We start from the raw sequence: 26,680 nt of genomic DNA on the forward strand, positions 1-26,680 counted from the left end.
AACAGCCCGCAGCAGAATTCCTGCCAGCGGGCTGTTTCTTTATGTATACATCTGGGCCCGACTCTCCCCAGGCAGAACCTGCAGCGTTCATCCTGCCTGAGGTGAACTTACCCGATTCATCCGGTAAGCGCAGTCTGCCATATCAGCAGCTGTTCTTGTTACCTCTGCCCTTCATGCTTCTCCCAGCCCATAGTCCGGGACACCGCGTCCTGCCAGGCATTGTAACGGCGTTCACGCTCTTCCGTCTCCATCTGCGGTGAGAATACCTTCTCGGCCTTATTGAAGCTCTCCAGCTGCTCCCGGGTCCATATGCCGGAGGTGAGTCCTGCCAGCAGCGCAGCGCCGAGCGCTGTGGTCTCCGCATACGTTGTACGGGTTACGTCGCTCCCAAGAATGTCCGCCTGGAACTGCATCAGCAGATTATTGCGCACGGCGCCTCCATCCACTCTCAGGCCGCTGAGCGGCATGCCAGCGTCTTTTTCCATCGCCCCGATGACATCGCGGGATTGAAAGGCCAGCGACTCCAGCGTTGCGCGGACCAGATGTGCGGCAGTCGTTCCCCGGGTCAGTCCAAACACGGCGCCCCTGGCATACATATCCCAGTAAGGTGCACCAAGGCCGGTAAAGGCCGGCACGACCACAACCCCCTCACTGTCCTCCACCTCACTCGCCTTCTCTTCCGAGTCGGCCGGAGCTACAATCAGCCCAAGTCCCTCCTGCAGCCATTGTACCGCTGCTCCAGCCACAAACACACTGCCCTCAAGGGCATAATAGAGTTCGTCTCCCATGCCCCAAGCTACCGTGGTTAACAGGCCATGACTCGAAGTCACTGCCTCAGTGCCTGTGTTCATCAGAATGAAACAGCCGGTGCCGTAGGTGTTCTTGGCGCTGCCTGCCTCCAGGCAGGTATGACCGAACAATGCCGCCTGCTGGTCCCCAAGCACAGAACGGATGGGGATATCTGCACCGAACCACTGCTTGTCTGCAGCCCCGAAGTCCCCGCCTGACATCCTTACTTCAGGCAGAATAGAGGGCGGAATGCGCAGCGCCTCAATCAGGCCGTCATCCCATTTGCGCTCATGCAGATTGTAGAGCATGGTACGTGAAGCATTGGTAACATCCGTAGCATGCACAGCGCCTCCTGTAAGCTTCCAGATCAGCCAGCTGTCAATGGTTCCGGCCAGCAGCTCCCCCCGGTCCGCCCGCTCTCTGGCCCCCGGCACATGGTCCAGAATCCAGGCCAGCTTCGTTGCCGAGAAATACGCATCGATGACAAGACCCGTCTTCTCAGCGATCTCTCCGGCCATTCCCTGCGCCTTAAGCGCCTCACACTGCTCTGCAGTCCGGCGGTCCTGCCAGACGATCGCTGGATAGACCGGCGTTCCAGTAGCCTTGTCCCAGATCAGTGCAGTCTCACGCTGATTGGTAATGCCGATGGCCGTAATGCTATCAGCAGGGGCGGAGCTTGCCGCGATAGCGTCTCTGGCCGCGGCAAGCTGACTCTCCCAGATTTGCTCCGGATCATGCTCTACCCAGCCCGGCCGGGGAAAGGATTGTCTAATCTCATATTGCCCTTGCGCGATCATTCCCGCCTCCTCATCAAAGAGGATCGCGCGTGAACTGGTGGTACCTTGGTCCAAGGATAAGATCATTATACACAGCCTCCTGCAAGCCTCAGCTTCTATGATATGTTCCACGTTGAACAAGATTAATGTGGTGGTTTCAACAAAAAGCACCTCTGCTGTCAGAGGCGCTGTCATGCATTGTCCGGATTTACTGTTTTTCGACAGGAAGCCGCAGGGTAAAAGCGGTGCCTTCTCCAAGCTTGCTGGAGGCGTGGATACTCCCATGATGCGACTCGACGATGTTCTTCACAATCGCTAGTCCCAGACCGGTTCCTCCCGATTCTCCCCTTACGCGTGCTTTGTCGGCTTTGTAAAAGCGCTCGAAGATATACGGCAGATCCTCAGGCGTAATGCCTACCCCTTGGTCCCGGATCTCAATCTCCAGAACCCTCCGGCCTTCCAGCGCGGTGGAATCCGCCCGAATGGATATCCGTTTATCGGCCGGAGTGTGGCGGAAGGCATTGTCGAGCAGATTGGTGAGCACCTGCTCCAGCTTGTCTTCATCGGCAGCCTTAAGGAGCAATTCGGTATCCGGTTTCTTCAGCTCAAGAATGATATCCCGCTCCTTGGCTCTGACCGAGAACTTGCGGTACACCCGTTCCAGCAGTTCTCCAGCATCCACTTGCGCCTTCAGCATATCCGTATGCCCCGCTTCCATGCGGGCCAGATCGAGCAGATCCTTCACCAGCCGGCCCATACGGAGCGATTCATCGTGGATTACCTGGACCAGCTCGCTGCTCTCCTCCGGGGAGGAGGCCATTCCATCCAGCAGCGCCTCGCTGTAGCCTTGCATCATCGAGAGTGGTGTACGGATCTCATGCGAGACATTGGCGACGAAATCGCGGCGCATTTTCTCCAGCCGCACTTCCTCCGTCACATCGCGCAGCACCGCCACCGCACCGCGGAGATTATCCTCGGAGTATAAGGGTGCCATATGCACAGACCATACACCCTGCCGGACATGGATATTGGAGCGTTGATCGCCTCCTACGCTGAGCGTACTGAAGAACAGCGGCCGCAGCGGCGGAGGCACATCACGGGCAGGTCCAGCCTGCGGATACAGCCCGCCATCCTCTTCCTGATCCCAGGTAAGGTCACTCCAGGTTTCCAGCAGCGTCTGACCATGCGGATTGGTGAGGATAATCTGCCCCTCAATATCGAAGGTGATCACGGCATCGCTCATACTGCGCAGGACGCTGGACAAATGCCCTTTCTCATTATTCAGACTGCGTATATTCTCTTCCAGCTCTTCTGCCATGTGATTGAAGGATGTCGCCAACTGGCCGATCTCATCGCTGGTAACCAGCGTCAGTCTCGTCCCGTATTCGCCGCGGCGGATATCATTGGCCGCCTCAATCACCTGCTGCATCGGCTGGGTAATCTTCGTAAACAGGAATAAGGCAAAGAATGTCGTTAAGGAAAACCCGATCATACAGGTATACATAAATAAACGCTTGATCGCCCCGGAATTGGCGAAATTACTGTCGATATAGGGTAACAGAAACAGCCCCAGCGTAATGAGCACGACAGCAACCAGACAGATGATCGTGATCCACAGCTTACCGACAAGACTTCTCCAGAAGTTCACTTATTTAGGCACCTCAAGCTTATAGCCGACTCCCCATACGGTAGTGATCATAGCCGCCGATTCCGGGGACACCTTATTCAGTTTCTCGCGAAGACGCTTGACATGGGTATCCACGGTACGCAGATCTCCGAAGAACTCGTAATTCCACACATCCTTGAGCAGTTCCTCACGAGAGAACACCTTATCCGGTGAGATCGCCAAATAATGCAGCAGCTCATATTCCTTAGGGGTCAGACTTACCTCCTGGCCGCCGGCGGTTACGCGGTGTGCATCATGCTCAATAATAAGAAACGGAAACACGATATTGTTGCTTGAATTGCTCTCTTTGGACAAAAAAGCAGTTGCGGAAGAACGGCGCATTATCGCCTTCACCCGGTAAATCACTTCACGCGGGCTAAACGGCTTAACGACATAGTCATCTGCGCCCATTTCAAACCCTTGAACCCGGTTAATCTCTTCACCCTTGGCAGTAAGCATCAGGACCGGTGTAGATTTGACTCCTCTGAGTCTGGTCAGCACTTCAATCCCGTCGATGCCCGGCAGCATAACATCCAGCAATATCAGACCGTAGTCATTGGCTGTAGCTTTGCGCAGAGCAATTTCCCCATCTTCTGCCTCGTCAATTTCATAACCTTCTTTTTCAAGATACATTTTGAGCAGGCGGCGGATGCGTTCTTCGTCATCCACCACCAGAATTCTATTCAAGTGCTCTGCCATTTACACAACAACCCCTTCATCAAATACAGTAGAACGTTACCCTAAAATCTTGTGCGTGCCAGAGAATATAGTCTACTCAGTCTGTCCCCGCATAAGAGTGAAGTCCGGCGATCACAAGATTAACGCCAACCAGGGTAAACATTACGATCAGAAAGCCGAGTACAGCGAGCCAAGCGGACTTGCGTCCCTGCCATCCGCGGGCCAGCCGCAAATGGAGATAAGCACTGTAGAACAACCAGGTGACGAGTGCCCACACTTCCTTAGGGTCCCATCCCCAGAACCTGCCCCAGGCCACTTGAGCCCATATCATTGCAAAAATCAAAGCCCCCAGTGTAAAGATCGGGAAACCGATGGCGATCGCCCTGTACGTTATTTCATCAAGGTCATTCTCATCAATTCCGTCGAGTACCGGATGAATCGCCTTACCCAGCGGTTTGCGGACAGCCAGGCGGAGAATTCCATATAGAATCAGCCCGGACAGCAGTGACCAGATAACGGTATTGAACTTGCGCCCGGCATTGACACCATTCATCCAGGATGGAGCTTCGAAGAGCGGTTCTTTTATGCCAAGAAACGACTGGAAGCTCTCAATTTCGCTATGGTAAGGTGCCACAATCGGCGGCATTTTATAACTCACTTTCTCTATTGTACTATCTCCCTGCCCGGGGCTGTCAATCGTAACGTTAGTGCGGACAAAAACAGATTCATAGCCGGCACCGCGGAAGGCAAATACAGATCCAAGAAAACCAATTATAACAATGATTGAGAACAGAGTAAATTCGACAAGTCTCTGCTGCTTACGGTCACTGCGTTCCTTGCTGCTGAAATCGACCGTCCGCAGGAGATACATCAGCCCGGCGGCAAAGCCTACAGCGAAGAACGATTCTCCCAGTGCGGCCAGCGTAACATGAATGTTCAGGTAGATGGATTTCAGCGAGGGGATCAGCGGCTGTACTTCCTGCGGAAATACCGCTGCATACGCCATCACAATAATCGAGATCGGAACCGCGAAGACACCGAGAATAATTTTGCGGTAAATCGCGAAGATCACCGTAAATGCAACCATTACCATCATCGATAAAAAAGTCATGAACTCATACATGTTACTTACCGGAATATGACCCGATCCCATCCAGCGTGTAATGAAGTATGCCAGATGGCACAGCAGCCCGAGCGAGGAGGCGATAAAAGCAATTCTCCCCCAGCGTGCGGTATGCTCCTCCGGCTTCCTGCCGGACCATCTGCGCCCCATAATGGCGATGGTGAACAACATGAATGCTCCGCTGTATAAAAAGAATGCGGCAATAAAGACGTCACTGCTGAAATCGAGCAAGCTCATGCCAGGCCTCCTCCGTTGTCCAATGATTTTTCATCGACTGTCATGTCTATCTTCTGGAGAATAGAAACGATCTCGCGGCGGAAGCCGAACCAGTTCTTGTTCGTATGGCCTCCCAGCACCAGTTCCCCGCCATCGACGGTCAACCAGATGCGTCTATGCTGCCAGTAGAAGCCGAGGATCAGCCCCAGCATGATAATACCCGCACCAACCCAGACAAATGGCATTGCCCGGTCGACCCGCACATTGAGATAGGTGGTGGATTCTGAGAAGTCAACGTCACTCATGCTGCCGACCTCAAGCTCCAGAAACCGCCCGCTGCCGCCAAGCTTGTCGTTGATGGCTGACTGCTGGAATTGCTCCTTGTCAATCTGCTTCGGAAAATAGAAATACTGCTGCCCCCCGGCCGGAAGCTCCGGCCCTTTAATAAGGAAGAGGAATGCAGGGGCATTCGGATACGGTGATTTGGACACCGGCTGGCCTTCATCGCTCAATCCGAAATCCATATATTTCTCTTTCAGCTCCAGCGTATACGGACCTGCCTGGAAGCTGCGCTGCGGATTCTTCATATCCAGTTCAAACTTGCCGTAAATCTCGCCTGTGGAAGAATTCGTCAGCCCGGGCTGCACAGAACGCAGCACAGGGGTCAGGTCATAATCAAACTGATACGCTTTCAATCCTTGGTAGCTGAGCGGTGAATTCACCTGAATGTCATGCCGGGCCACTTCCGTAAGCTGCAGCTCCTTAGACGGGTCCGTGCAATCGGCAGTACATTCATAGAGAACCGCCCGGGTCTCGTAGAGCTTGGGAAGCACCTTGATTCCGCGGAACTCCTCAGGCATCTCTTCTTCCGTGTAGAATTCTACGGTGAACTTCTCATTCTTAAGATAGAGGCTGGTGTCCGGTATTTTGACGGTCTCCCCTTGCGGAAAAGCTAGATGCTGGTCCATATTCAGCCCCGGAAGTCCTCTCGCCAGCACGGCGAGCAAAAAAATAATCAGGCCGATATGTATTACATAAGGTCCCCAGCGGCTGAAACGGTGTTTCTCGGCCAATAAAGCGCCGCCCTCCGTCCGGACGCGGTAACCTTTCTTCCTGAGCGGCTGGACGATGCGCGCCACCCACACCTCCGGCTCCTCTTCCACTTGCGTGACGAGCGTCAGCTTCTGACGGGTCAGAAACTGGCGGTGCTTGCGGATCTTTTGCCGGGTTAATGCCTTGTACAGCGGAAGCACACGGTCCAGGCTGCAGATGACCAGAGAAGCTCCGATCATTACGAGCAGCGTCACAAACCACCAGGATTCATAGGTATGCGAAAGGCCGAGTCTATAATATATATTCCCGGCTGTTCCGTACGTTTCTTGATAATATGTTGAAGCGTCAATATTCAGAAAAGTGCTCTCTTGCGGAAAAATCGTACCCAGCATAGCGCCCAGCAGTGTCAGCACAATCAGGTAGATGGCGATTTTGACCGAGGAAAAAAAGTTCCAGACCCTGTCGATCACTCCGGGACCTACACGCTGTGAACGGCGGGCTACCCCATCGTAACGCATCTCCAGATTCTCGGAAGAGTTCCATTCCTTCTCATCCAGCGGCTTGCCGCAGGCTTCGCAGAGAACAGTGCCCACAGGATTCTGGTGACCGCATTCGCATTTGGTATTGCTGATCAGCGGCATGTGCTCCTTCATTCTCCCACCAGCTTCCCGATTTGCTCGTCAAGCGAGCTCAAATCCAGCTGGCCGATATGAATGCTGTCTACCTTGCCCTTCGTATTAATGAAGAAGGTGGTAGGCAGCGGGGAAACCCCGTAACTGCGGACGGCATCACGCCCCGTATCCATCACAACCGGGAAATCAATATCCACGAGCTTCACGAAATTGTCCACTGTCATCTGATCCTCGCCTACATTAACGCCTACGACCACTACGCCCTGGTCTTTCCACTTCTCCCACTGTGCCTGCAGGGCAGGCATCTCCTTCACACATGGGGCGCACCAGGAGCCCCAGAAGTTAAGCACAACCGACTTCCCTTTGTACTCCTCCAGCGTATGGGTCACGCCGTCCAGCCCAAGCAGTTCAAAGTCCGGCGCTCTCCCGCCTTCCGTGGGTTTGCCATCCCCTCCGAACACGGAGGAACCGATTGCATAACCCCCGAGCAGAAGGATTAGAAATAGTATCACGATTTGTATTGGCTTTCTGGCTTTGCCCATACGAGGGTGCCCCCTTCTGTGACGCAACTCATTACTTTAGTTGTTAGGTGTGAACATCCTATGAACATTATAACGAATATTGTCACAGTTTTAGGAGGGGGAATTGTGAACTTTATGTGTCTTTGCGTGTCGTATTCTCTCTTAGCGCCCCGGCCTTGGCTATTTGCTGCAGATGATTGATTTCATCCTTGGTCAAATGACGGTAGGAACCGCGTTTGAGATTCTGGAGCAGAATATCTCCGAACGAAATCCGTTTCAGGCGGATCACCGGATGGGCAATTGCCTCAAACATCCGCCGTACCTGACGGTTGCGGCCTTCATGAATGGTAATGCTGATGACCGTTTCTTTATTCGCTTCATCAACGTCCTTGTATTCAACCTCCGCCGGAGCCGTCATGCCGTCTTCCAGCTTAATTCCGGCCTTCAGCTTGTCCAGTGCCGTGCCGTGCGGCACACCCTTGACCGTCGCCAGATACGTCTTCGGCACGTGATGCTTCGGATGCGTGAGCAGATTGGCAAACTCACCGTCATTCGTCAGCAGCAGCAGCCCCTCCGTATCATAATCCAGACGGCCTACAGGGTATACGCGCTCTGTAATGCCTTTCAGGTAATCGGTTACCACCTTGCGGCCCTTGTCATCGGATGCGCTTGTAATTACGCCCTTGGGCTTGTTGAACATGATGTAGATTTTGTTCTCGCCCCGGATCAGTCTACCGGAGACCTTAATAATATCTGTTGCGGGGTCCACCTTCGTGCCAAGCGTAGTTACGAGTTCCCCGTTGACTTCCACTTTACCGGCCAAAATCATTTCTTCACATTTGCGTCTGGACGCAACACCTGCTTGCGCCAAAATTTTCTGTAATCTTTCCATTTTCGACTACTCACCTCAGGTTAATGATAACCATCGGAGGGATAAATCACAAGATCATTCCATGGAAAAAATGCTCCCGGACAAGTTTTGCTATGCGGTTCAACGAGTAATGGCGCAATTTGATAGCGCCCTGCCAGCTCCAAAATGAGTTTACCTGCCGCAAATAGCTGCTGCTGGCGTTCCGGTAAGCCGGGAAGCTCATCCGCTTCACCGTAGTTGCCCTCCAGGCAGATATGAATATGTTCGGGATCTGTCAGCAGCGGCGCAGCGTAGATCCCCCCTTCCAGCCCGACCCAGAAGTCAAACCCCTTGCCGTTAATGGACGGACAGCGGGAATGATGAAGAATAAAGCCTTTGTATTCCATCCCTTGCCCTCCTCCCTCCGTATTGCTGAAATAGCATATGAAGTGGGGAGGTGCGGGGTGATGACCGGTTATTAAAATCTTTGGGGCTCGTGGCGTGGTGCGCTGGAGCAGACGCAGGACGCGAGGGCAACAGCGGGCGAGGGCTAATCGTAACTCCGGGGAATGTTTGGACTTCCGGCCGCTGTTAAAGTTGGATTTCCTTGATTCTACTGCCATACAGCAGTTGAAATCCAGCTTTAAAGGCGGTCGCTGACGCTCCTCCAGTTCCAAACTTCCTCTCGGTTACTCCGCCAGCGCCAAGCCACCCCTGAACAGATTAATACAAACAGTCCTCACCCCTTGGTGGTGGGTGAGGACTGTAGTGGAAAGCGGTGGCTGCAGTACCCGTACAATTATCTCGCAGTCTAAATCCTGCACGAAATACAACATTTTCTTCGAGATATCGGCCTTAATCGAAGATTGTTGTATAAAAGGCATCATTTCCCCTCCTTTTAGGAGAAAAACGAAAAAATTCTTGTACTACATACAACAATCCTCCCGCACAGCGGCTTTTCACCGGATGCGAGTTGTAATCCATACAACATTTTACATGTATCCGGTGGTCAGCGGTGGTTCGGGTGCTAATTGGAATAGTCTTACGTTGCAGGCAAGGATCAGGACGCAGCGGTCCAAATTCCACGCTGTCTCAAAAATATCTGTCCCGAAATGGAGCAGATACAGTAAAAGGGGTATGTAACAGGCCAATAGAAAAATAATAAGTTCCACTTTGCTACATGCTCCCTTTAACTTATCAATGTACAGCAGTGCCCATTCACTAAAATATCCTATCGTCCGGCTCTTCCAGCGGAACAGCTCGGTCTAATAAAAGTGCCGCACCGACAACAATCAGATTCATGAATGAAATGAATCTGCTGTTTAAGCCAAGTCCGAAATCATCCAGACCATTACCGGTAATGTCAGCTGCGTAATTAAACATAATCAGATCATATATGTATAAGCATCCCATGAAGGCAGCCAGAATCTTCCTTCGGGCAAAAAACGCTAAGAGTCCTGAGAACACGATGACCCCAAGCACTGCATTGTATTGCAGGATGCCACTTCCTGCGTGTTCCCGGCCTACATTCAGCACCAGGAAATCAATCAGGAGAAGCAGGATAACCCCCCCACATAAAATCAGCAGTTTGCGAGCCAGATCTTTCCGGTCCTGCTCCCGCTCCCACTCTTCCCGTATAACGTCAGCCGCATGCCGGATCAAATGAATGAAAACAAATTCATCCCCCCTCTCTTACCCGAATACCAGCAGACAAACCGCAATAGCAGCGATAAAGCCAACGACATCCGAGAACAAGCCCACCTTAAGGGCATAACGGCCGTTGCGGATCCCTACAGCGCCGAAATAAACAGTCAGCACATATAAGGTTGTATCCGTGCTGCCCTGTATAGTAGAAGCAATCATGCCTATCAATGAGTCCGGGCCGTGGACCCGGATCAGATCTGTAGTATAGGCAAGTGATCCAGTGCCCGTCAGAGGGCGCAGGAGACCGAGCGGGAGGACTTCAGCAGGAATCCCAAGACTTTGTACAAGAGGGCTTACAAAGCCCATCAGGAAGTCCAGCGCACCCGAAGCGCGGAAGACACTGATCGCCACCAGCATGCCGACCAGATGGGGGATAATCGCAATGGCTGTGCCGAATCCGTCTTTCGCACCTTCCACGAAAGATTCGTAGACCGGAACCTTGCGGGAGAAAGCATACAGCGGAATAAAGGTGACCATTACCGGAATTGCCCAGGCGGATATTAGACTGATTAACTGGAACACGGAAAGCTCACCCTTTCACTGAAGAATGCGGGAGCGTAGCACTCCCTTTCGCTGCAGCGGTGCCGGACCTTATCGCAGGCGGCGGTCCGGGCGGCCTGCGCAGCAGTGTCAGGCGGCGGCACAGCCTGTCCGCAGCAATGGCGGCAAGAGTAGCCACCGCCGTCGCCGCCAGCGTGGTGCCGACGATTGCCGCCGGGTCAGCCGATCCGTAATTCAGCCGGATCGCAATCAGGGTTGCCGGAATCAGCGTGATACTGGCAGTGTTCAGAGCAAGCAGGGTACACATGGCGGGCGTTGCTGTTTCCTTATCCGGGTTGAGTGTCTGCAGCTCCTGCATTGCCTTAATGCCCATGGGTGTAGCGGCATTTCCAAGTCCCAGCAGGTTGGCGCTCATATTGGAGAGGATATAGCCGATCGCAGGATGGCCTTTGGGCACATCCGGAAACAGAAACGATACTACCGGTCCCAATACTCTGGAGATTTTCTTCAGCAGGTCTGCATCCTCCGCAATCCGCATAATCCCCAGCCAGAACACCAGCACACTGATCAGCCCGAAGCTTACGGTGACCCCGCTTTTGGCACCGTCAAACACGGCAGCTGTGAATTCGTTCATCCGTCCGTTTACCGCCGCAAATACAAACCCGATCAGGATCATCCCCAGCCAGATACCATTTAACATGCTTATCCCCTCCTCCAGCTCTATTTCTTCTTACCTGCCTAGTCCTCTGCATGACCTACTTTGAAATGCTGATTAAAGTATATCTGTACAAATGCTACTGTCTGAGTATGGCTTCTTACTTAACGATATATTTTGCGGATGGAGTAGTGGGATTTATGTTACTTATTCTCCGGATTTCAGCTGCTTTATGGATTTTTGAGGGTTTTTTGCTGCTTATTCTGCCCATACCCTAGTGATCCGCCAATTTGAATGAAATTAGGTGTTGTTTATCCAACTACGTCTTCGAGTATTCAGCTTTCCGCATTAACAGATGCCTTTTCTCCAATTAATCCCCTCACGGCATGAGCAAGATACGATAAGACGGTCTTACTACGTAGCTAGGTGAATGCCAAGTGAGCGCTAGTTGAGTTCTAGTTGACTGCAAGTTGAATGCTGCATGAGCGCCAATTGAGCATTAGTTTAGCGTCAGCTTTAAAGTAGTGAAACCTATTGGTAAAATCGCTTGCGGAGGGTTTGCAGTGACCATACTACGGTATATGCTGGAGGCTTAATTGCACTTTGTACAACTAAAACGTCTGATTCTCAACCCATTAACCGTTTAGTTGTATTTCGTGCAATTAAACTGCCAGTTGTAGATGATTTCCAGCGATTAGGGCATATTTAGTTGTACAGAATACAGTTAAAAGTTGTAAGCCTACCTTTTCGCTGTTTTTAATTGCACATTGTACAACTATCTCTGCTCTTCGCCGCTCTTGAACAAAGCACGCAGCGCGCTGCCGAATGCCTGCAGCCAGTTGTCCGCCGGATAAGCCGTACCTCCCGCAGGACTGTATTTCTTCTGATAGGGTGATGTTTCCGGCGGCAGCTGGCTTGGCGTATACACCGGAACCCGGCCGATTTCCTTGCCGCCCAGCTGCATTATAATTACACCCTTCAGCCCGAAGCTGCTGGTGTTGGTGCTGGTCTTAGTGCCGGCACTGGCACGCGCCTCTGTTCCTGCGGCACTCTTTTCTTCGCTTAATACCAGCTTGGTAACAAGCCTTGCCTCTTCCCCTTGTCCGAGCGGATAGGCGAAATCCTTGCCGGTCACCAGGGGGTAGCCGCTGACGGTTTCTCCGCGTTCCACTAATGTTTTGAGCGGATAGTGGTTGAAGCCGAAATCCAGCAGCGCCGAATGGTCATTCCAGTCATTGCCGTCATTCAGCGTAACAGCGACAAGCTGCTGGCCGTTTCGGGTAGCGGAGCTGACCAGGCAGCGGAGCGCTTTTTTGGTATAACCCGTCTTCACACCGTCCGCCCCTTCGTAGAGGCGCAGCATTTTATTTTTATTGCTCCACTTGTAATCCCATTTCTCATACGGATTGTCCGCCGTCTTCTCTTTGGTAGCTACAATCTCCTTGAACACAGGGTTATGCATCGCGTAAGCAGTCAATACAGCCAGATCATTTGCGCTGGAGTAGTGTCCTTCGGCATCGAGCCCGTGCGGATTGGCAAAATGCGTATGGGTTAAGTTAAGCGCCTCCGCCTTGGCATTCATCAGATAGACGAAGCCCTGCTCTGAGCCTCCGACATGCTCGGCAATCGCGGTGGCCGCATCATTACCCGAACGCAGCATTAATCCGTACAGCATATCCTCCAGCGTCATTTCTTCGCCCTGCTTCAGATACAGCGAAGAACCTTCCTTGGCAAAAGCATTTTTGCCGACCTTGACCTTTGAGGTCAAGTCACCGTTCTCTATCGCTACAAGTGCTGTCATTATTTTGGTCAAGCTGGCAATCAGCATCGGCTCATCCCCGCGGCTGCTATATAGAAGTCTTCCCGACTCCACATCAATCAGCGCCGCCGCTCTGGCATGAGTGGATATGGAACTATTCTCAGCCCGGATAGAAGACAGCGGCACCAGTGCAAGCAGCAGTAAACACAATATTAAGGAAATCAACGATTTTCGGGTTAATGTCTTCATGTTCATCCTCCGGCTTCTTATCAGGTCTAGGGCAGCGGTTCTTCCGTCTTGCCTGGTTGTACAAGTGTATGCGGTACGGGGGACTGGTATGTCCCATCCGCTTCTGTCCGTCAAAAAAGGGATATCACCTTTGAAAGGCGATACCCCTGCTTATTCTTATCCTGCCGCCTTCTGCCGGTGTGTTAGTGTGCTGATGAATGCGTATCCGGCTCGGTCTTCACTACGGTTTTGGTCACCGTGGTACCCGCTGCGTCTGCCCCCAACGGCATGCCGTTCGGCTGGAACATATTCTGGATTTTATCGATCAGGTTAGGTGTTGCATCAATAATTTTCTCGAACAGATGGGTTTGATTGTCAAGCGGCACAATATGTACCCCATCCCTGCCCACTACCAGAAAAGCGATTGGCCGTATGGATACACCGCCCCCGCTACCGCCCCCGAAGGGAAGCATTTTGACTCCGGTTCCGCTGCCGTTTACACCCGGAGCATCGTCTTCCACCCGGAAGTCACTGCCGCCTGCGGCAAAACCGAACGCGACTTTACTGATCGGCAGAATGATACTGCCATCTGGTGTTTCTACTGGATCTCCGACAATGGTATTTACATCCACCATGCCTTTGATATTTTCCATAGCCGTCTGCATGAGACCTTGAATAGGATGATCTGACATTGTTTTTCTCCTCCTCGTGTGTATATAAGTGTACCTGCAGTCTTATCTTGCCCACTATGGAAGGGAGTATGTAGTCTTTTTATCACTGGCCCCGGCTAAGCAGTTTCTTCCATCTCCCGAGGCCGCCTTCCACCTTCGAAACACGCCGCAATAATAACAGTCCCGCATAAAAAGCATAGCCTGCAGAAAGCTTGCCTGTGCAGACCGCTTCCGTTGAGAAACAAGGCTCGTCGCTGAACACCGGGGCAACGAACATCCGCGGATTCCGCTGCAGTCTGACGAAACGCGATACCCAGCCGATCATGGTCCACTTCATTCCCCATAAAGCGCCAGCCGCGGTTGCCGTATCTGCCGCATCGCCCAGCGAGAAATCCGTGGACCAGTCCAGCTTGGTAATCCGGACATGCGATAATGTGCCAACCAGCCATTTTTTGAGACCGCGGGTTGCCTTGAGTGCAGTACGGATGTTCTTTAACCATTCCGTCACGGATTCCCGGTCGATTTTTTCTTCTTTGTCGCTGTCCATTTTCACCGGGGCGATTCCGCTTTTTTCGAGCTTAACCTTAATGCCTTGTTCAAGGCTGTCAAAAACCAGCGCAGGCAGCTCATAATGGAATTTGACCAGCCCGTATACAGCTTTGATATCAAATTCAATACGGTCATCCTTTCCCAGCCTGCATAGACGGAAATGAAAATGAATCGATGAAGCCAGAACCAGCAGGCACAGCAGAATAACCAGCAGCAGCAGGGATAAGGGTATTACAAGCCATAACGTCACAATCGTAACCTCCAAGCAGCCTCAGGTAATGTGAATAGTGGAGCCTCTGGTTTAGTATGGCAAATCCCGCTGGATAAAATTCGGCATTTCAGCAAACATCTCCAAAAGATTCTGCGCCAAAAAAATGCCGCTGTCCCGGCGGGGACAACGGCATTGCTGGAACAGCGCGTATCCGCTGCGTTTATTCTGTCTCTACCTCTTCAAAGGTCATCTGGCTGTCCAGCTTGCTGAACAGCAGCTGCGTCTCTTCTTCCAGGCCCTCTGAGGTGTCGAAGCTCGACGGCTCCGGAAGCTCCTTCAGGCTGGCCAGGCCAAAGCTGTCCAGGAAGGACTTGGTCGTTCCGTACAGGATCGGACGGCCGACTGCCTCTGCCCGGCCCACCTCATGAATCAGATCCTTATTCCCCAGCGTATGAATGGCCCGTTCGGACTTCACCCCGCGGATTTCTTCGATCTCCACTCTTGTAATAGGCTGGCGGTAAGCCACAATAGCAAGTGTCTCCAGCGCTGCCTGGGACAGGGATGATCTGGAAGGGGAATACGCCAGACGCTCGAAATATTGCGCATGCTCCGGCAGTGTCGCCAGACGGTAATTCCCGGCGATCTGCACTACCTGCAGGCCCCGGCCCTGCGAGCTGTAATCGTCTTTCAAATCCTCCAGCGCCCGTGTAGCCAGATCGGGCCGCTGTTCGGTAATCTCGGCAATCTGGCGTACAGATAAACCTTCATCCCCTGAGAGAAACAGCAGGCCTTCAATAATTGATTTCAGCGTGTTGTAGTCCACTGACTTCCTCTCCTCCTCTCCACTCCATCACAATATCGTCAAATAATTTCTCCTGGTAGCAGAAAATCGCCTTCATCTTCATCAGCTCCAGAATGGCCAGGAAGGTCACTACAATCTCATGCCGGGCCATCTCATCATGCAAAAGCGACGAAAAGCGCAGTCTGCCGCCCATCCCCTTACGCTGCAGTGCTTCCGATACATCACGAATCCGGTCTTTCACCGAAATCTCATCACGGGTAATCCGCTGATAAGAGGATCTCCGGGCCGCCTTGCTCAGCGCCTTACGGAACGCAGCAATCAAATCAGCGGTGTGCAGTCCCTTTAGCGTATTATCGGTCTGCGTAGGAACAAAGGGGCCCAGATCCTCGGGCTCCTTCGTGAAAATCAGGCTGCGCTCGCTCTCCATATCCAGCAGCTGCACAGCAATGCTCTTGAATTTGCGGTATTCAATCAGCCGCTGTACCAGCTCCGCCCGCGGATCATAACCGTCGTCCTCGTAATAATCGAAATCCTCGATTTCGATCACCGGCGGCTTCGGCAGCAGCAGCTTGCTCTTGATCGACAGGAGGGTAGCAGCCATAACCAGAAATTCGCTGGTGATATCCAGCTCAAGCTCCTGCATCCCCTGCAGGTATTCCATGTACTGCTCGGTGATCTCGCTGACCGGAATGTCCTGGATGTCGATTTCCGCTTTGTCAATCAAATGCAAGAGCAGATCGAGCGGACCTTCGAACGTCTCCAGCTTGTACAATACAGTCACGCGGTTTCCTCCAGCCCAAAAAAAGTAAAGTGCAGCGCCGCACGGACGCTACACAAGTAGAAAGATCCTTGAGACTGCGGCGAAATAAAGTACCGCTAATTTGATGACAAAACTCCCAAAACCATGGAGATTTGTCATCAAAAGCGGATACTAATTTCCTCGCAGCTCCTTATGTTCATGCTTTCTTCTCATACATATAAATAAGCACGACTTACGCTGATTCGTCAAGAGGGGTGTTATTTAAACAGCTTGTTCAGGTTCGCCATTTCGATCGCAGCAGTTGCCGCATCCCAGCCTTTATTGCCCGCTTTGGTTCCGGAACGCTCAATGGCCTGTTCGATATTCTCGGTCGTCACCACGCCGAAGATCGTCGGAACGCCTGTCTTGAGATTAATGGCTGCAACGCCCTTGGCAACTTCATTGCACACATAATCATAGTGTGTTGTAGATCCGCGAATAACCGTACCTAGAGTGATTACTGCATCATACTTGCCGCTTTCGGCCATTTTTTGCGCGATCAGAGGAATTTCGAATACTCCCGGTACCCAGGCAACATCCACTTCATCGTCAGCTACGCCATGGCGTTTGAAGGCATCGAGCGCTCCGGAGAGCAGCTTGCTTGTAATAAATTCGTTGAAACGTCCTACGACAACCCCGTATTTCAATCCTTCAGATACTAAATGTCCTTCAAAATAATTCGGCATTATGCTCATCAACCCTTCATGTATAAGTTAGTGATTCTATAATTAAATTTTGGAATCCTCGTTTTGTTCGATCTTGTCAAAAGTCAGCAGATGGCCAAGCTTGGCCTGCTTCGTATGAAGATACTTAGTGTTGTCCTTGTTCTCCGGCATCTGGATCGCCACGCGCTCCACCACTTCAAGGCCGTAGCCTTCCAGCCCTTTGATCTTGCGCGGATTGTTGGTCAGCAGTCTGATCTGGCGGATGCCCAGATCCTTGAGAATCTGTGCACCGATGCCGTAATCACGCAGATCCGCCGCGAAGCCCAGCTTCAGGTTGGCATCTACCGTATCCAGTCCTTCTTCCTGGAGCTTGTAAGCACGCAGCTTATTGATCAGGCCAATCCCCCGGCCTTCCTGGCGCATATAGAGCAGCACCCCTCGGCCTGCTTCTTCAATCTGGCGCAGCGCCGCTTCAAACTGCGGGCCGCAGTCGCAGCGGTGGGAATGGAATACATCGCCGGTCAGGCACTCGGAATGCACACGCACCAGCACCGGCTCGTCACCGGAGATATCACCTTTTACCAGAGCAACATGCTCTTTGTCATCCACTTCATTCGTGTAGGCAATCGTCTGGAAATCACCGAAATCAGTCGGCAGATTCACCGCAACCTCGCGCGTAACCAGATGCTCCTTCTCATTACGGTAGTGAATGAGGTCCTTGATGCTGATCAGCTTGAGATCATGTTTCTTCGCGATCTCAATCAGGTCAGGCAGGCGGGCCATCGTACCGTCAACCTTCACCACTTCGCAGATGACGCTCGCCGGATAGGCGCCGCACATGCGGGCCAGATCTACAGCAGCTTCCGTATGGCCTGAACGCCGCAATACCCCGCCCTTCTTCGCGATCAGCGGGAACATGTGGCCCGGTCTGCGGAAGTCGGAAGGCTTCGCATTCGGGTCCAGCATCGCCTTGATGGTCATGGATCTTTCCCCGGCGGAAATACCGGTAGTGGTATCCTTGTGGTCAATAGATACGGTAAAAGCAGTGCCGTGGTTATCGGTATTCTGGGCCACCATCGGCTGCAGATCCAGTTCCTCTGCACGTTCCGCGGTAATCGGCACGCAGACCAGGCCGCGTCCCTCGGTAATCATGAAGTTAATAACTTCAGGGGTTGCCCGTTCGGCAAGGGCGATGAAGTCTCCTTCATTCTCGCGGTCCTCATCATCAACAACGATGATCACCTTCCCGCGCATCAAATCATAAATCGCATCCTCAATCGGGTCCAGGACGCTGTCCTTCTTGTCTTGCTGGCTCATGTTACTGTCCTCCTGATGGCTGTACGCTGCCTTACCGGCTGCCGTATGCCTAATCTTTAATTATACAAACCCGTTGGCCGCCAGAAAATCGTGGCTGATCTTCGAGCTCTTCTTATCTTCTTCATCGCCGGAACGTGAACCATAATGCAGCAGATGATCCACATACTTGCCCAGCACATCACATTCGATATTGATACTGTCACCCGGCCGTTTATGGGCCAGCACCGTTTCTCCAAGGGTGTGGGGAATGATAGAGACAGTGAACGTGGACGACTCTGTATCCACTACGGTGAGGCTGATGCCGTCAATCGTAATGGAGCCTTTGGGGATGATGTACTTAAACAGCGATTTACGGTCCGGCGCAATTTCGAACACGACCGCATTCTGATCGCGCTTCACGCTGCGGATCTCGCCGGTTCCATCCACATGACCCTGGACAATATGCCCGCCGAACCGTCCGCCCGCTGCCATCGCGCGCTCCAGGTTCATTTTGCCCCCGGGCCGTAAGTTTCTGAGATTGCTGTTGCGGTAGGTCTGAGGCATCACATCAACCGTGAAATAATGGTCGCCTATGGATGTGGCTGTAAGGCAGACCCCATTGACGGAGACGCTGTCGCCAATCTTCAGATCCCCCATAATGAGGGAGGCGCCGATATTCAGCACCATCATCTCCCCTCCGCTGGTGACGCTGCGGAGGATACCCACCTCTTCAATCAGGCCGGTGAACATACTATCCCTCCTTCATAACTATATAAGACGCACTTAAGATTTGAGCTTGAAGCATAGTCGTCACGGCGGTGAGCATTTGGACTTCCGCCGCTGCCCGCCACCCGATTTCTTGTTCTTATCCGTTGTTAGCGCGCCGGGGTACCGCTGATACAGACATTATCCCCGAGCACTTCCACTTCCAATCCTTCGAGCGTAATGGCATCCCGCATCAGTTCCACACCCGGAAAGTCGAAGGTACCTGCAGCGGCGCCGCCTCCGACAATCTTCGGAGCGAAGAAGAGAACCACGCGGTCAACCAGTCCCTGCTCCAGCATCGCACCGTTCAGCGTACCGCCGCCTTCGAGCAGGATCGAACCAATCTCCATTCCGCCCAATGCTGTCATCGCGGCCTGCAGATCGACACGCGGTCCGCTGCCTGCGGCCACAACCTGAACACCCGCAGCGAGCAGTGCTGCCTTCCGCGCCGGATCACCCGCTTCAGTAGTAACGACCACCGTAGGTGCCAGTCCGTCAGTGACAACGGCGCTCTCCAGAGGCAGCCTCAGTGTAGAGTCGATGATAATCCTGATTGGATTGAGCCCGGGCACATTCAGCCTGGTCGTCAGCGAAGGGTTATCGGCAATCACCGTATTCACCCCGACCATGATTCCCTGATGGCGGTGGCGCAGGGTATGTACTAGCTCCCGGGATTCAGCATTTGATATCCATTTGCTGTCCCCTGTACGGGTGGCAATTTTGCCGTCCAAGGTGCTGGCGCTCTTCAGTGTAATGAAAGGCTGTTTCGTCAGAATGTACTTGATAAACTTCTCATTCAGCCGGATAGCGCGGCTCCGAAGCAGGCCTACCTCAACCTCAATGCCTTGCTCGCGCAGCATTTCAACCCCGCGCCCTGCAACCTGCGGATTAGGATCTTCACAGGCAACGACAACTCTTGCGACCCCTTCATCGATCAGGCGCTGGCTGCAGGGAGGCGTGATGCCATAATGGCTGCAGGGCTCCAGCGTAACATACGCTGTGCTTCCCTGTGCCTTGCCAGCAGCCATATTGAGCGCATGAACCTCGGCATGCCCGGTGCCGCGCTGCAGATGCGTGCCGATCCCGATCATGGCACCATCCTTCACAACAACACATCCGACCACGGGATTGATTCCGGTCTGTCCTTGAGCCCTTTCCGCCATGTCCAGCGCAAGAGACATATAGAACTCATCATTCATCTTATCCATGTGACTTCCCTCCAATCAGCCGGCTATATTCATAATGTGCACAGTTTAAACAGAAAAACCCGTCTCAATCTCCAGGAGGAGTTCAAGACGGGATATACGAGAGGTATCAGCAGCTCAAAAAATAGGTGCGTAAATAAACGCCGGATTTATGGCATTGTGAAAATTCGCACGTAATGTTCGAAAATACTGCAGCACGGCCGCCTATATAAGCACAGCACGTCAATCTCTCCTTCTTCCATCCAGACTATACTGTCGGTCCCGGAATTGCACCAGGTCCACCGTCCGTACCATCAGCATACGGATCGGGTAGCGGACTGAGCAGCAGAACTGGCCAGAAACAGCCAATCTAACAGCATCACCGCCGGTAGGGAATTACACCCTGCCCTGAAGGATTGATATATTCAGTTGAATAATAAGTTTTGCCTACAACAAAATTATCACTTACGTGCCGGAAATGCAAGTGTGTTTCGGAAATTTACTTTATTTATGTAACTTAGTTCCCTTAATTCCCTGACTCCCGCTGCTTGTCCGCTCTCAGCAAATCACGAATTTCGATCAGCAGCGCAACCTCCGGTGCCGGAGCAGGGGGCTCGACAACTTCGACTTTAACAGTTTCCTTGCGTCTGAATCTGCTGGTCAGCTTCACTACCAGAAAGATAGAGAATGAAATAATGAAGAAGTCCAGTACGGACTGTAAGAACAGGCCGTAATTCACGGCGGCTTCTCCGCTGCCCAGATGAAGCTCCTTCAGATTGGTATCTCCACTTATTAAGCCGATAAGCGGCATAATGATGTCACTAACCAAAGAAGTAACAATTTTGCCGAAAGCCGCCCCGATTACAACCGCCACTGCCAGATCAAGCACATTCCCCTTCATGGCGAAGCTTTTGAATTCCTTCCACATGGACATTGCTGCATCCCTCCGAAACTTTGAATTTTAGTAATTATAGCATTTCCGCCGCAGATGACCAATCTATTCTAAGCCTTTCTTAAGTCACGGCAAAAAGAGCAGGCAGCTATTTTCTGCCGCCTGCTCTTGGTGAAGGCTGATCCTATGATCAGCTGTCCTGTTTAACTACCGTTTATCCCTGATTCCGGTTCCGTCTGAACACCCGGTGTAATACGAACCCGATCAGGATCAAACCGAGTCCTGCCATATAGATCGGCAGCGGGCTGTTCTCTCCAGTCTGCGGCAGTGTTCCGCCGGAGTCTGTTGCCGTGACCGTCCCTTGCGGGATGTCTTCATCTTCAATATCAACACCGCCGAGCGGAATGTCCTCATCAACCGGCACTTCCGGTGCCGGCGTGACTGGTGCAGGTGTAACCACTGCTACCGGCGCAGATGGCTGCGCTGTTGCGGGTAAGCCTGGACCTGCCGGGATTTCCAGATCATCGATAATGATCCCCGGAACCACCGTGCCCGCTGGTGTGGGTACCGGCGTAATATCAGGTGTGACTGGCGGTGCTGTAGGATTAGGCGTCGCCTCCGGTCCATTCGTTGCCGTTGGAGCAGCCGTTGGCCCAGCTGTCTCAACAGGCGGTACCGTTGGAAGCGGTGTGGCTGTCGGTGCTTCTGTCGGCGCAATGGTGGCCGTCGGTATTGGCGTTGGCGTGGCTGTCGGCTGCTCCGCAGGAGTATTCGCTACGGTCAGATTCACTGCTGCGGATGAACCGATGGTGACCGCATGCTCACTTGTATCTAACACATAACCTGCCGGTGCTGCAGTTTCAATCAGGACATAGCTGCCCAGCCAGATATTGTTGAATACTGCATTGCCCGCTGCATCCGTAGTCCGGGTATTCACAAGCACACGATCGCTGCCATTCAGGCGGTACAATTCAAAGGTGGCACCGGCAAGTGCTTTGGTGCTGTCACCTGCATCAATTTTGTGGACATTCAGCGTTCCTCTGACCCCGCTGCCTGTTCCCGAGCCGCTGGATACGCCGACTATGATCTCTTTACTGGTATCCTTGTTGACCAGTACGACATTATTACCGCTGAAGTTAACGGTATTGACCAGCTTATCCCCCGTATTCGCTACGATCAGTGATTGATATTCAAGCACATATGCGGAATGGATATCCTGGAGGAAGCTAAGCACGAAGGTCTGCTTACCCTCTGCATCAGCACTGATATTCAAGGTGTAGTCCGTATCCTTTACAAGCTCAGGTCCGCTCTTCGTTACATCACCATTCACGGCTGTAACTGTCCGGTACAGATGGAACGTGTCCGGCAGCAGAATCTGATTGGTACTTGGCACATCTGTAATAACGGCATCCTTCACATGGGACTGTGCCCGGTTAATAGCGATCGTCCACTGCAGCTTATCACCGTTCTGAACGCCGTCTTTGAATACATATTCGTCGCCATGCGGAATATCTACCGAGGCCTTCAGAGCTTTTGAGACCTTCTTGGTGCCATCCAGCAGATTAGCTGTGTTAGCAACTGTGGTACCAATCAACTGCCCTGCAAGGCTTGTTTTGAATACAACATAGTAAGGCGAATTGATCGCATTGTCAAAATCCACCTGAAGCTCATTCCCGCTTCCGACAGTGTAGCTATAGGAGCTGCCGGCAAGTTCGGTGCCGAAGCTGTGGGCCCCTCCGGGAGCAATATTCATCCGGTACACTTTCAGTGAACCCGGCACCAGTGACTGTCCCGCGTTAAGTATGTCTGTTACCCGGGGATCAGCAATAGCCTTACTGTTGTAATTAACGCCCACTGTCCAGGTGATCTCTTTGGCAGACGCATCATATGCCCCGGATTTGAAGCCGTTGTTCTTCACCTCAGGACCCGGAATGAACTGCCCTCTGGCTTCTGTCCATTGGGCGTTATTCGCGCTGTCCTTCCAGTCAATCCGCGCTACGTTAATGAAATTATCTGTAGTACCTGTAAGCCAGTCATTACTGAATTCAGTCTGATAACTAATTGTGTATGTGCCGCTGATCGGTGAATTGAATTTCACCTTGAAGCCTTCGTTAGGCTGTGCCGGTGAACCGGCAATCAGTGTATACGCTGAAGCATTAAGCACGGTGCCGGCTTCATTGCGTACGACCAGTGAACCCGCGATAAACTTCTGGCCGCCGTACGGGAAACTATCCGTAACCACTACCTGGCTCATCGGATAATTATCGCCGTTCAGCGTAATCTTCCAATCCGTTACATGGGTGGCGTAGTTGACTCCTGACAAATTCTTATAAATGATGGCCGGCCGGATAAGCTGTGTAGCCTTATCGCTATAAGTACTGTCTGAGACAGTGTTGGTAATAGTGGTATCGCTGAATACGCGGTCTACTGCTGTGGTCTTATATTCGATCAGATATGCAGAGGTCACAGCATCTGCAAACTCCAGTTTGAATCCGGCGTTTGTGCCTTCAACAACCGGCGTTACTGTATAGTCTGCACCTGCGGTTAGAGCCGTCCCTTTCGTAGCTCCTCCTGCAGAATCCAGCGTCACCGGATAAATCCGCAGCGAGTCTGCAACCAGCTGCTGGGATTGATTGAATACATCTGTCAACACCGCATTCTCTGCAGAGATCGTGCGTTTATTGTAGTTGTATTCAATAGCCCAGGTGATGGTCTGCTTCCCCCACTCATAGCTGGCTGCCTTCTTCTTGATGCTTCCTCCGCGTTCAATAACGACTGTAGCCGAGCTGCTTACCGGATCACGTCCATCACCGGTGAAGGTAGCGGTATTCGTGAAGCTGGTCAGACTGTCGCTGACTACCTGTGTTGTATAGGCAATGCGGTACGCACCTGTGATTACAGGGTCTGTGAAGCGGAGAACAAGTTCACCGCCGGAAACGTCAGCGGTATATTGGCTGCTGTCTAAAAGCTGGCCTTGAGTCACTGTACCGTCAAGCAGAACATTCAGCTGGTACACTGCAAGGGTTACCGTGCTGTCCAGCGACAATCCCGCAGGAACAGGGTCTGTCACCACCGCATTGCTGACCGGTTCCAGCTTCTTATTGACATCCACCGTCCAGAAGATATGATCAGCATTGAAGCCGCTGGACACACCTTTTTTCTCAATCGTCGAACCCACGGATGGCTTAAATGCCACGCTAATGGTCTGTATTCCGCCGTTTACGGGGAATAGAATCTGCTGAACCGTACTGCCGCTTATCACCTGTTTATCGAATTTGGTATTAATCCGCAGGGTTCCTTGTACGTTGTCATGACTCTCAATGTAGTCGTTGAAGGTCATGACTATCTGATGTGTCGACTGGCTCACTGTGAACGTCCCGACATCTCCATCGTCGGACACAAGACCGCCCTGGATATCATTGAACAGCTCGAATTGTTCAGGAAGCTGGAAGGTGAAGCTATCTCCCTGAGTATATCCGTGCCCGTTGGGAAGCGACCAGGTATAATCCAGCGTAACAGTAGAGTCCACATCATATACACTACCTGTTACGGTCTGTCCGTCCGGCCCATACACAGCCATTGATACACTGGTAATTATGTCTCTGTCCTGCTCGATTCCCTCCGCTTTAACCTGCTGGGTGAACCCCAGTCCGTAGGCATACTGCACAAACAGCATGATTATTACAATTGCCAGACTTGTTCTTTTTTTCACCATTTCCCAGAAGCCCCCGTTCTTAAGTTTGATATGAAACGAGCATGCAGAAAAGATGGCTGCCGAACGCACCGGTAAAAACACTCCGCCTGATGGGTCGTTATGTATACGGGCATATGCGTCCATCTTATGTAAATAAACCGATACTCCTGTCTTTTCTGTCTAGCCCGAACGATATATACTTATATCACCTAAGAGTAGATCTTTAGAATCAGTTATATTCAAATTATGAACTTTTATTTTCTTTTATTTATTTCTGGATTCAAGGAGAGAGCACAGTGAACCTTAATCTTTTTTGGGACCGCCATCGTAATCATGATTTCTCAATGTTCTCAACCCCGCATCTCATTGCCCTGTCTATCGTCGCCCTATGCTGTCTGCTGCTCTACGGATCACGTTTCGCCCTGCGTACACATTCCGGTCTGAGGCGCAGTGTCCGCCTTCTGCTGGCACTGCTGCTGATCGCCTGCGAGGGCGGGCTCCATGTCTGGTATGTCTCCCAGGATATCTGGAGCCGCAGTTCCTCCCTGCCGCTTGAACTATGCGGTATTACCCTGCTCTTGTCGGTGATCATGCTTCTTACACGCAGCAGGCTGCTGTATTCTTTTCTCTACTTTGCCGGGATCGGCGGTGCATTCATCGCCCTGCTTACGCCTAATCTGGTCTACCCGTTTCCGCATTTCCGCTTCCTGCTATTCTTCATTGCCCACGGGTCGATTATTCTGGCATCCCTGTACATGACCTGGATTGAAGGCTACAAGCCTGCCTGGCGCTCACTGTTCTTCACCATGCTCTGCCTGAATGTTATCGCCGCATGTGTCTATGCCGCCGATATGCTGCTGGATTCCAACTATATGTTTCTGGCTCACAAGCCCAGCACGTTCTCCGTACTTGATTATTTCGGCCCTTATCCGTATTATCTGCTCGTCGAAGAGGCCTTTGCCTTTGTCATCTTCCTGCTGATGTTCCTGATCTTCTTCAAGCTGCCGGAGCTGTATGCCTCCCGGCGCGGCCGCAGAGGCTGGACCAGTATGAGGTAAAGGCTAATATGGGCAAAAAAAGAGGCTGTCCCAAAAGCCATGATATGGCTGCTTGGGACAGCTCTTTATTTTGGAGTAGGATTAACGTGAGCACTTGGGGGGACGCTCCGCGAACGGAACGTTGTTCCAATCGCTGTGCTCTCCAGATTTTTTCATTCCCTTTAACGGTGAAAATCCGGAGACCAAGGCGACCGCTGTCGCTTTTCCACAATCGTTCCGTCCTCTCCGCTGTTTAAGCGGGAATTGTGTCAATCTTTTAAAAATCAAAAAGAAACCTCTCTTTGACAAAATGGAAGTGCGACCATCCATTGTTAACCAAGGTGAGGTTTCTTTTGCACATTCAATAGACCATGATGGACCCGGTCTGCGTACTTTCCGGGGTCTCTACAACATATAACTCTTTCATAAAAAAGGGGCTGCCCATGCAGAAGAAATTCTTCCTGTGAGACAGCCCCTTTTGACGATGCTTGTATTATACTTCTACGACTTCAACGGTAGCCATTTTGTCGCGGCCTTTGAAAGCATCGACTTGGTCCATACCTTCAACCACTTTACCGAATACAGTGTGTACTCCGTCAAGGTGAGGCTGTGGAGCATAAGCGATGTAGAACTGGCTTCCGCCTGTGTTCTTACCCGCATGGGCCATAGCCAGGGAGCCGCGCTCATGCTTGTTCGGGTTGATTTCGCAGTTGATGGTATAACCAGGGCCGCCGGAGCCTGTTCCGTTAGGACAGCCGCCTTGAGCTACGAAACCTGGAATTACACGGTGGAACAACAGTCCGTTGTAGAATCCGTCTTTAGCCAGTTTCTCAAAGTTTGCTACAGTATTAGGCGCATCCTGTTCGAACAAGTCGATCAGCACGACACCGCCGTTTTCGAGTGTAATTTTCGCTTGCTTAGCCATATGTAAATGACCCCTTTCGAAATGACAAATATAGAACAC

The 26,680-nt window shown here is 52.0% G+C and carries 24 protein-coding genes and 1 riboswitch; of the genes, 1 reads left to right on the forward strand and 23 read right to left on the reverse strand.

The window, feature by feature from the left end:
• Positions 1-158: 158 nt before the first annotated feature.
• The 22 genes from glpK to P40081_RS23040 form a co-directional block, all read right to left on the reverse strand.
• Positions 159-1,652, reverse strand: a complete 1,494-nt coding sequence (gene glpK / locus P40081_RS22930; RefSeq protein WP_042138644.1) for a glycerol kinase GlpK — start codon at positions 1,650-1,652, stop codon at positions 159-161.
• Between the two features lie 121 nt (positions 1,653-1,773).
• A complete protein-coding gene (locus tag P40081_RS22935; RefSeq protein WP_042138645.1) occupies positions 1,774-3,213 on the reverse strand; it encodes a HAMP domain-containing sensor histidine kinase in 1,440 nt (479 codons plus the stop codon).
• Positions 3,214-3,930 carry a response regulator transcription factor gene (locus tag P40081_RS22940; protein ID WP_039301726.1) on the reverse strand — a complete coding sequence of 239 codons (717 nt, stop codon included), beginning with the start codon at positions 3,928-3,930 and terminating at the stop codon, positions 3,214-3,216. It abuts the gene before it with no gap.
• 76 nt (positions 3,931-4,006) lie between these two features.
• Positions 4,007-5,269 (reverse strand): cytochrome c biogenesis protein CcsA, encoded by a 1,263-nt coding sequence (ccsA, locus tag P40081_RS22945; RefSeq protein WP_042138646.1) that lies wholly within the window; start codon positions 5,267-5,269, stop codon positions 4,007-4,009.
• The gene (gene resB / locus P40081_RS22950) at positions 5,266-6,954 is read right to left on the reverse strand and encodes a cytochrome c biogenesis protein ResB (RefSeq protein ID WP_042138647.1); all 1,689 of its coding nucleotides are present in this window, start codon (positions 6,952-6,954) and stop codon (positions 5,266-5,268) included. Before resB ends, ccsA begins: the two co-directional genes overlap by 4 nt.
• A complete protein-coding gene (resA, locus tag P40081_RS22955; RefSeq protein ID WP_042138648.1) occupies positions 6,951-7,475 on the reverse strand; it encodes a thiol-disulfide oxidoreductase ResA in 525 nt (174 codons plus the stop codon). Before resA ends, resB begins: the two co-directional genes overlap by 4 nt.
• Before the next feature lie 112 nt (positions 7,476-7,587).
• The gene (locus P40081_RS22960; RefSeq protein WP_039301714.1) at positions 7,588-8,346 is read right to left on the reverse strand and encodes a pseudouridine synthase; all 759 of its coding nucleotides are present in this window, start codon (positions 8,344-8,346) and stop codon (positions 7,588-7,590) included.
• Between the two features lie 20 nt (positions 8,347-8,366).
• Positions 8,367-8,711, reverse strand: a complete 345-nt coding sequence (locus P40081_RS22965; RefSeq protein ID WP_039301711.1) for a peptidoglycan recognition protein family protein — start codon at positions 8,709-8,711, stop codon at positions 8,367-8,369.
• Between the two features lie 814 nt (positions 8,712-9,525).
• Entirely contained in the window at positions 9,526-9,966 is a 441-nt protein-coding gene (locus P40081_RS22975) for a hypothetical protein (protein WP_042138650.1), read from the reverse strand.
• A gap of 30 nt (positions 9,967-9,996) precedes the next feature.
• Complete coding sequence (locus P40081_RS22980; RefSeq protein ID WP_042141358.1) at positions 9,997-10,485, reverse strand: spore maturation protein; 489 nt, start codon at positions 10,483-10,485, stop codon at positions 9,997-9,999.
• A 52-nt stretch (positions 10,486-10,537) separates the two neighbouring features.
• Positions 10,538-11,209, reverse strand: coding sequence for a nucleoside recognition domain-containing protein (locus tag P40081_RS22985; protein WP_039301699.1), 672 nt, complete (start codon positions 11,207-11,209; stop codon positions 10,538-10,540).
• A 730-nt stretch (positions 11,210-11,939) separates the two neighbouring features.
• Entirely contained in the window at positions 11,940-13,178 is a 1,239-nt protein-coding gene (locus tag P40081_RS22990; RefSeq protein WP_042138651.1) for a D-alanyl-D-alanine carboxypeptidase family protein, read from the reverse strand.
• Positions 13,179-13,354: 176 nt separating this feature from the next.
• On the reverse strand, positions 13,355-13,843 hold the full coding sequence (ytfJ, locus tag P40081_RS22995; RefSeq protein WP_039301696.1) for a GerW family sporulation protein: 489 nt from the start codon (positions 13,841-13,843) through the stop codon (positions 13,355-13,357).
• A gap of 82 nt (positions 13,844-13,925) precedes the next feature.
• Complete coding sequence (locus P40081_RS23000) at positions 13,926-14,621, reverse strand: DUF2953 domain-containing protein (RefSeq protein WP_042138652.1); 696 nt, start codon at positions 14,619-14,621, stop codon at positions 13,926-13,928.
• 181 nt (positions 14,622-14,802) lie between these two features.
• Positions 14,803-15,405 (reverse strand): SMC-Scp complex subunit ScpB, encoded by a 603-nt coding sequence (gene scpB / locus P40081_RS23005; protein WP_039301691.1) that lies wholly within the window; start codon positions 15,403-15,405, stop codon positions 14,803-14,805.
• The gene (locus P40081_RS23010) at positions 15,374-16,165 is read right to left on the reverse strand and encodes a segregation and condensation protein A (protein WP_042138653.1); all 792 of its coding nucleotides are present in this window, start codon (positions 16,163-16,165) and stop codon (positions 15,374-15,376) included. The genes scpB and P40081_RS23010 overlap by 32 nt, the downstream gene beginning before the upstream one ends.
• A 236-nt stretch (positions 16,166-16,401) precedes the next feature.
• Entirely contained in the window at positions 16,402-16,869 is a 468-nt protein-coding gene (ribH, locus tag P40081_RS23015; protein WP_036727378.1) for a 6,7-dimethyl-8-ribityllumazine synthase, read from the reverse strand.
• A 42-nt stretch (positions 16,870-16,911) separates the two neighbouring features.
• Positions 16,912-18,165 carry a bifunctional 3,4-dihydroxy-2-butanone-4-phosphate synthase/GTP cyclohydrolase II gene (locus tag P40081_RS23020; RefSeq protein WP_042138654.1) on the reverse strand — a complete coding sequence of 418 codons (1,254 nt, stop codon included), beginning with the start codon at positions 18,163-18,165 and terminating at the stop codon, positions 16,912-16,914.
• Between the two features lie 60 nt (positions 18,166-18,225).
• Positions 18,226-18,894, reverse strand: a complete 669-nt coding sequence (gene ribE / locus P40081_RS23025; RefSeq protein ID WP_042138655.1) for a riboflavin synthase — start codon at positions 18,892-18,894, stop codon at positions 18,226-18,228.
• A gap of 125 nt (positions 18,895-19,019) precedes the next feature.
• Positions 19,020-20,117: a bifunctional diaminohydroxyphosphoribosylaminopyrimidine deaminase/5-amino-6-(5-phosphoribosylamino)uracil reductase RibD gene (ribD, locus tag P40081_RS23030; RefSeq protein ID WP_042138656.1), complete on the reverse strand. Its 1,098-nt coding sequence runs from the start codon at positions 20,115-20,117 to the stop codon at positions 19,020-19,022.
• A gap of 223 nt (positions 20,118-20,340) precedes the next feature.
• Positions 20,341-20,513: riboswitch (FMN riboswitch) on the reverse strand.
• 106 nt (positions 20,514-20,619) lie between these two features.
• On the reverse strand, positions 20,620-21,021 hold the full coding sequence (gene mscL, locus P40081_RS23035; protein WP_042141359.1) for a large conductance mechanosensitive channel protein MscL: 402 nt from the start codon (positions 21,019-21,021) through the stop codon (positions 20,620-20,622).
• A 178-nt stretch (positions 21,022-21,199) separates the two neighbouring features.
• On the reverse strand, positions 21,200-24,700 hold the full coding sequence (locus P40081_RS23040; RefSeq protein ID WP_042138657.1) for an LPXTG cell wall anchor domain-containing protein: 3,501 nt from the start codon (positions 24,698-24,700) through the stop codon (positions 21,200-21,202).
• A 275-nt stretch (positions 24,701-24,975) separates the two neighbouring features.
• Between P40081_RS23040 and P40081_RS23045 the strand changes: the two genes are divergently transcribed.
• Positions 24,976-25,737 carry a YwaF family protein gene (locus P40081_RS23045; protein ID WP_156118671.1) on the forward strand — a complete coding sequence of 254 codons (762 nt, stop codon included), beginning with the start codon at positions 24,976-24,978 and terminating at the stop codon, positions 25,735-25,737.
• Positions 25,738-26,209: 472 nt separating this feature from the next.
• Here the strand turns inward: P40081_RS23045 and P40081_RS23050 are convergent, their stop codons facing one another.
• Positions 26,210-26,641: a peptidylprolyl isomerase gene (locus P40081_RS23050; protein ID WP_039301672.1), complete on the reverse strand. Its 432-nt coding sequence runs from the start codon at positions 26,639-26,641 to the stop codon at positions 26,210-26,212.
• Positions 26,642-26,680 lie beyond the last annotated feature (39 nt).

Source organism: Paenibacillus sp. FSL P4-0081, assembly GCF_000758565.1.
Classification (GTDB): Bacteria; Bacillota; Bacilli; order Paenibacillales; family Paenibacillaceae; genus Paenibacillus_AQ; species Paenibacillus_AQ phytohabitans.